Source organism: Bifidobacterium sp. LH_417 (genome assembly GCF_056357035.1).
On the sequence record NZ_JBKEVI010000008.1, the window covers coordinates 109,980 to 117,166 of the forward strand.

The 7,187-nt window shown below is 67.1% G+C and carries 6 protein-coding genes; 4 read left to right on the forward strand and 2 right to left on the reverse strand.

Translation table 11 applies throughout. The features are described 5' to 3' along the window. Nucleotides 1-73: 73 nt before the first annotated feature. Nucleotides 74-340 carry an HPr family phosphocarrier protein gene (locus tag AC1AYR_RS06635; protein WP_476512027.1) on the reverse strand — a complete coding sequence of 89 codons (267 nt, stop codon included), beginning with the start codon at nt 338-340 and terminating at the stop codon, nt 74-76. A 252-nt stretch (nt 341-592) separates the two neighbouring features. Between AC1AYR_RS06635 and ptsP the strand changes: the two genes are divergently transcribed. The 4 genes from ptsP (at nt 593) to AC1AYR_RS06655 (ending at nt 6,527) form a co-directional block, all read left to right on the forward strand. Further along, entirely contained in the window at nt 593-2,248 is a 1,656-nt protein-coding gene (gene ptsP, locus AC1AYR_RS06640; RefSeq protein ID WP_476512028.1) for a phosphoenolpyruvate--protein phosphotransferase, read from the forward strand. A 239-nt stretch (nt 2,249-2,487) separates the two neighbouring features. After that, complete coding sequence (locus AC1AYR_RS06645; protein ID WP_476512029.1) at nt 2,488-3,042, forward strand: YbhB/YbcL family Raf kinase inhibitor-like protein; 555 nt, start codon at nt 2,488-2,490, stop codon at nt 3,040-3,042. 259 nt (nt 3,043-3,301) lie between these two features. Beyond that, nucleotides 3,302-4,921, forward strand: a complete 1,620-nt coding sequence (locus AC1AYR_RS06650) for a C69 family dipeptidase (RefSeq protein ID WP_476512030.1) — start codon at nt 3,302-3,304, stop codon at nt 4,919-4,921. Between the two features lie 88 nt (nt 4,922-5,009). After that, nucleotides 5,010-6,527: a formate--tetrahydrofolate ligase gene (locus tag AC1AYR_RS06655; RefSeq protein WP_476512031.1), complete on the forward strand. Its 1,518-nt coding sequence runs from the start codon at nt 5,010-5,012 to the stop codon at nt 6,525-6,527. Nucleotides 6,528-6,613: 86 nt separating this feature from the next. Here the strand turns inward: AC1AYR_RS06655 and AC1AYR_RS06660 are convergent, their stop codons facing one another. Next, nucleotides 6,614-6,964 (reverse strand): phenylpyruvate tautomerase MIF-related protein, encoded by a 351-nt coding sequence (locus AC1AYR_RS06660; protein WP_476512032.1) that lies wholly within the window; start codon nt 6,962-6,964, stop codon nt 6,614-6,616. Between the last annotated feature and the right edge of the window lie 223 nt (nt 6,965-7,187).

Sequence of the window (7,187 nt, forward strand, 5' to 3'; positions counted from 1 at the left end):
GGCGAGTTCGTCTTGCAATAGATGATCGGCTTCCGCAATGCGCCTGCGAAGGCCGAAGTCTGTATCGCCGGTCTTACTCGGCCTTCGTCAGGGTCTCGACCAGGGAGTCGGCCACGGCCTCGGCGTTGTCGCCTTCGACGGTCAGGGTGACGGTGTCGCCCTGCTTGACGCCCAGACCCATGACGGACAGGATGGAGCCGGCCGGAACGGCGGCGCCGTCGCCCTTGGCGATGGTGACCGTGTGGCCGGAAGCGGTGACGGCCTGCGCGAACTCGGCGGCCGGACGGGCGTGGATGCCGACGGGGTCGTTGATGACGGTGGAACGGGTGACGGTTGCCATGGGAGCACTCCTTTGGTCTTTGGTTTTCCTTCACGCATGTCAGTCACTGGCTTGCGCTGGTAAGCACTATAGCACGTTTTTCTACGACACGCAGAAAACGATTACCCGTGTTGCTTCAACGGGTTTTCTGTGTATACTGTCATGCGTCGGTAAATGGATTACCCGCTGGAGTGCAGAAACGGCGGGTGGTTGCTGCGGAACGAGCCGCAGGTATGCCGGCTGTGAAACGACAGTCATAAAGGAGTGCTCAACATGGTTATCACCGGAAGCGGAATCGGACGTGGCGTCGCAGTGGGCAAGGTCATTCGCATGGCCCCGCCGCTGGAGGAGCCGGCCGATGTGCGCCGCGATGCGTCGATCAGCGCCGTCGTCGAGAACGAGCGCGTCACCAAGGCTCTGGCCACCGTCAACGCCGAGCTGAACCACCGTGCCGAAGAGGCCAAGAACGGCGATGAAGGCGCCAAGAAGGCCGCTCCGATCCTCGAGGCCATCGCCATGTTCGCCTCCGACCCGTCGCTGGCCACCTCCATTCAGAACCTCGTCAACGGCGGCAAGACCGGTGAGCGCGCCGTGCTCGAAGGCTTCGCCCAGGTCGAGGAGATGTTCAGGATGATCGGCGGCTACCAGGCCGAGCGCGCCGCCGACCTGCACGACGTCGGCCAGCGCGTCATCGCCGAGCTGCGCGGCGTGCCCGCCCCGGGCGTGCCGGAATCCGACGAACCGTTCGTGCTCGTCGCCGAGGATCTCTCTCCCGCCGACACCTCCAGCCTGGATCTCAACAAGACGCTCGCCATCGTCACCTCGCAGGGTGGCCCGACCTCGCACACCGCGATTCTGGCGCGCGCCCGCGGCATCGTCGCCGTCGTCTCCGCCGCCGGAGCCGAGGATCTCAAGACCGGCGACACCGTGATCGTGAACGCCGCCAAGGGCGAGGTCGTCACCGAGCCGACCGAGGTCGAGATCGAGGAGGCCGAGCACGCCAAGGCCAAGGCCGCCCGTGCCAAGGAGCTGCGCGGCCAGGCCGGCGGCACCAAGGACGGCCACCACGTGCCGCTGCTCGCCAACCTCGGCAAGCCGGCCGACGGTAAGACCGCCCTCGAGTACGGCGCGGAAGGCGTGGGCCTGTTCCGCTCCGAGTTCCTGTTCATCGGCAACGCCGAGCCGCCGAGCGTCGAGGAGCAGACCAAGGCGTACACCGAGCTGCTCGCCCAGTTCCCGGGCAAGAAGGTCGTCATCCGCATGCTCGACGCCGGCGCCGACAAGCCGCTGCCGTTCCTCACCCCGGAGGACGAGCCGAACCCGGCTCTCGGCCTGCGCGGTCTGCGCACCCTGCGCGTGCACAAGGAGGTTCTCGAAGGCCAGCTCAAGGCGCTCGCCGCCGCCGACGCCCAGACCGACGCCGACCTGTGGGTCATGGCTCCGATGGTCGCCGACGAGCATGAGGCCGCCTACTTCGTCAAGCTCGGCAAGAGCTTCGGCCTGAAGAAGGTCGGCGTGATGGCCGAGGTGCCGTCCATCGCCCTCATGGCCGACAAGGTCGCCGAGGTCGCGGACTTCGTCTCCATCGGCACCAACGATCTGACCCAGTACACGATGGCGGCCGACCGTATCCTCGGCTCCGTCTCCAACTACCAGACCGCATGGCACCCGGCGGTGCTGCGTGCGATCAAGCTGATCGCCGACGCAGGCAACGCCCACGGCATGCCGGTCGGCGTGTGCGGCGAGGCCGCGGCCGACCCGGATCTGGCAGTCGTGCTCACCGGCATCGGCGTGAACTCCCTGTCGATGACCCCGGTGGCGCTGGACGACGTGCGCGCCCAGCTGGCCGAAGTCACCTTCGAGGAAGCCAAGGCCAAGGCCGAGGCCGCCCTCAACGGCGACTTCTACAAGCCGGCCTGGGGCGACTGATCCCAGGGTTCCCGCGCACGCCTGAGCGTGACGCGTTCGTGGCCCGTCGCCGTGCTCCGCAGGTGCGCCGTCGGCCATGATGCATGAATACGTGATCCGGACCCCTTCGCCGGGTCACCTTTGTCGCCCGGCCCGGGCCGATGGGAATGAGCACTCCTCATCGGCCCGGGCCGGGCCTTTTCCGTATTCGGCGTGTATTCGGCGCCGATACGCGATCTTCCGCGCGATACACTGGGGGCATGAAGATTTCAGCTGATTTCACCGTGGTTCCGGACGATTTCGCCAAGGCGGCGGCGCCCGAATACCGCACGGGCGGCGTGCCCGTCATCTCCTTCCCCTTCTACATCGACGAGGTCGCCCCGGACGCCCAGTACCTGCATTGGACGCTCACCGATCCCGACTCGATTCCCGTGTGCGGCTTCGAATGGATTCACTGGACCGTCGCGAACCTGCCCATCGACGCGCTCATGTTCGACTTCAACGATGCGCACGCGCTCGCCATCCCGCCGGACTTCTCCCGTCAGATGGCCGCGATGATCCCCGAGGCAGTGCAGGGGCGCAACTCGTCAGCCTCCAAGTTCGTGGGCCGCGAGAACGACCCGGCCGTGACCATGCGGTACAACGGTCCGCAGCCGCCGGACCAGGACCACGACTACTATCTGCACGTCTACGCCACCAAGGAGCCGCTGCCCGGCCTGAATCAGGGCTTCTGGATGAACGAGCTGCTGCACAAGCTGCGCGAATGCGGCGAGACCCCCGACCAGGCCGGCATCTTCCTCACCGGCAAGGCCTGAGCCTTCCGCTGTCGGCCCCCTCTGGCGAGGGGGCTCCCGGCGGAGCCGGGTGGGGGAGAGACCGCCGCGAGTGGGTACCCCCGAACAGCCACCCTCAGTCGCGCTGCGCGCGCCAGCTCCCGCCAGCGGGAGCGAGGGGACTCGGTTGCGCTTTGCATGACTGCTCCCGCCAGCGGGAGCGAGGGGAGTGCGGCGCGCGACGGCTCCCATCCGCGGGAGCGGAACAACGAAGAACATAAAGAAAGGACACCACACACCCATGGCCTGCACCACGATTCTGGTAGGCAAGGACGCGAGCTACGACGGCTCGACCATCATCGCCCGCAACGAGGATTCCGCGAACGGCGAGTTCTGCCCGAAGCAGTTCCTCGTCGTCAAGCCCGAGGACCAGCCGCGCCGCTACAAGTCCGTCATCTCGCACGTCGAGATCGACCTGCCGGACGATCCGCTGCAGTACACGCACGTGCCGAACGCGGACCGCAAGGAGGGCATCTGGGGCGAGGCGGGCGTCAACGAGGCGAACGTCGCGATGAGCGCCACCGAGACGCTCACCACGAACGAGCGCGTGCTCGGCGCCGACCCGTTCGTCGAGCTCGTCCCGGCGCGCGGCGCGGAAGGCGAGGACGGCTACGAGCCGGAGATCCCCGGCGGCATCGGCGAGGAGGACTTCCTCACCATCGTCCTGCCGTACGTGAGGACCGCGCGCGAGGGCGTCGCGCGTCTCGGCGCGCTGCTCGAAGAGTACGGCACGTACGAGATGAACGGCACCGCGTTCTCCGACGCGAACGAGATCTGGTGGATGGAGACCGTCGGCGGCCACCATTGGATCGCCAAGCGCGTGCCCGACGAGGCGTACGTGACGATGCCGAACCAGCTCGGCATCGACGAGTTCGACCTGGACGACGCGCTCGGCGACCAGGAGGACCACATGTGCTCCGCCGACCTCGCCGAGTTCATCGAGACGAACCACCTCGACCTCGCCGTGGAGAACACGTCCCCGTTCAACCCGCGCGACGCGTTCGGCTCCCACTCCGACTCCGACCACGTGTACAACACGCCGCGCGCCTGGTGGATGCAGCGCTTCCTCAACCCGTACGACGAGGTGTGGGACGGTGCCGACGCCGACCACGGCCCGGAGAACAACGACATCCCGTGGGCGCGCCAGCCGGAACGCAAGATCACGATCGAGGACGTCAAGTACGTGCTGTCCGGCCACTACCAGGGCACCCCGTACGATCCGTACGGCAAGCTCGGCGACGAGCGCACGCGCCACATGTACCGCACGATCGGCATCAACCGTCAGAGCCAGCTCGCCGTCCTGCAGATCCGCCCGTACCGTCCGCAGGCGAACCGCGCGATCCAGTGGATGGCGTATGGCTCCAACCCGTTCAACACGCTCGTCCCGTTCTATCCGAACGTGGACTCCACGCCCGCCTACCTCGCCGACACGACGACGCGCGTGACCACCGAGAACTTCTACTGGGCGAACCGCGTGATCGCCGCCCTGTGCGACGGCGCGTTCGCCGACACCGCGAACGCCGTCGAACGCTACCAGCAGAAGACGCTTGCCGCCGGCCACCGCCTCGTCGCCGCGACCGACGAGCAGGTCGCGCGACTCGGTCTCACGGACGCGGAGGCCGCCGCGGAATCCGCCGCCGAGGAGGAGTTCGAGGCGGACAACGTGGACGGCGACGTGCAGCCGATGGAGCCGGACGAGATCGTCGACGCCGTGCGCGACGACGAGGTGCGTGCGATCCTGGCCGCCGCCAACCAGACCATGGCCGACCAGCTGAAGGCCGAGACCGACGCGCTGCTCGACTCCGTGCTGTACACGCGGTCCATGGCGATGAAGAACGGCTTCCACATGTCCGACTTCTAAGCCGCCTCGTCCGTCAGCGGGAGGCAACAACAATGTGCTACACATGTGCATGAATGGTGCATACAGCGAAAAGAAAGGCATTTCCCATATGACCACCATCGCAGACTTCACCAGCCAGTACGGCCTGGTCGAGAAGATCGACGCGTTCGGATACCTCGACTACCTGAAGAAGAACCCGGATGCCCCGCGCAAGCACGGCAAGGTCGTGCTCGTCACCGCGGACACCCCGCTCAAGGCATCGCGCGGCGAAGGCAAGACCACCACGACCATCGCCCTCATCGACGCGCTCAACGAGCGCGGCATCGACGCGGCCGCCGTGCTGCGCCAGCCGAGCATGGGCATCACCGCCGCCGGTTCCAAGGGCGGCGCGTCCGGCGGCGGCAAGGCCTCCCTGACCCACCCGGAGCTCATCGACTGGGGTCTGTGCGGCGAGATGGGCGCCATCGAGGCGGCCCAGAACCTGCTCGTCTCCTTCGCCGAGAAGGCCGTCGACGAGGGCAAGCTCGACACGATCCTCGTGCCGCGCGTCTCCGAAGTGCCGTCCCGCTCCCTGCGCTCCATCGCCGTCGACTACGGCAAGGGCGATGTCAAGGAGAAGGTCGTGCTCACCCCGACCTGCGAGCTCATGCAGATCGTCGTGCTGTCCCGTTCGATGGACGAGATCGGCCAGCGCGTCGCGAAGATGATCGCCGGCACGAAGGACGGCAAGGCCGTCACCTTCGGCGAGTTCATCGACCTGTGGCGCATCACCGGCATCCTCGCCGACGCGGTCAAGCCCGCGAAGACCGAGACCGTCAACGGCTCCCCGGTGTACGTGCACGGCGGCCCGTTCGCCAACGTGTCCATCGGCATCCCGACGCTCGTCTCCGTCGAGATGGCGTGCGCGCTGCACGACGTCGTCATCGTCGAGGCCGGCTACGGCACCGACGCGGGCGCGCAGAAGTGGCTCGACATCGCCTGCCGCGAGTTCGACGCGCAGTGGCCGTCCGCCGCGATCGTCGTGACCCGCGCCTCCACGTGGCGCGACGACCCGGACCTCGCGTGGCGCTACCCGTTCCACGTGAACCGTCTCGAAGGCCTCGACATCCCCACCTTCCCGCTCATCAACCTGTGGGACGGCGAGGACGACCAGATCCCGGCCCTCAAGGAGACCGCCGCGAAGCTCGAGTTCCGCGATCCGATCATCGGCAACCTGTACCGCGACGGCGGCGAGGCGCTCGCCCCGCAGCTCGACGCGTTCGTCGACGTGATCGTCAACGGTTCGATGCCGGCCCGCCCGCACAGCCACAAGGGCATGTCCGTCATCGAGAACGTGAAGTGGGTCGCCGAGCACGCGTACGGCGTTCCGGCCGACCGTGTCAAGTTCAAGGACGGCTTCCTCGCCTCCCGCGACGAGGCCGTGAAGCTGTGCGAGTCCGCCGGCTTCTCCCTCGCCGACCTCGCGCTGGTCGCGGTCAAGTCCCCGGCGACGATGACCGACAACGACCGCGCCCCCGAGGACGAGCGCACCGTCACGCTGAAGAAGGTCGAGGTGCACGCCGGCGCCGGACTGGTCCACGTGAACCTGACCACCAGCCTCACCACCCCGATGCCGAAGATCGTCTGAGCGTCGCAATCGTCGCAATCGTCGCATGATAGAGCGAAACCCCGCCTTCGTGGCGGGGTTTCGCTCTATCCTCTGGGTGTCAGGGCCTAGAAGTTGCCGCCGTTCCAGCCCCAGTCGGAGGTGGCGGTGTAGCGGATGTACGTGCGGTCCTGGGGGATGCCGAGCTCGCTGTCGAGCGCGGCCATGATCTGCCGGGTGAGCTTCTCCCACGCGGAGCCGGGGATGGCGCCGCGGCCGAACACGTTCACCTCGACGTAGGCGGCCGGCTGGTCGTCGGAGCCGCCGAAGTAGATCGGCATATCGTCCTCGAACGGGCACATGAGCCAGCCTTCGGACTTGCCGGGCACGGCGGTGATCGCCTTGCCATAGGCGGCCTTGAGCGCCTCGCGCTGCTCCTTGGTGGTCTTCACGGAGACATGGGTGTGAATGACGGGCATGGTTCCCTCCTGGTGATGGTGGATGCTGTCGCCGTCCAGTCTATCGCCGTCGGGTCGGAGAACAGTCACCGTTGCAAGCTAGTTTGTTCTAGTTTGCAGGACGGTCTTGCGGCCGTCCGCTCCAAGTCTGACGCCGGTCGCCCGGCTGCTTGGTTCGCACTTCGCGGGGGTCTGCCTTCCATCCTGACGGACGGCGGGTCTTGCGTCCCCTCCATGCGCGTTT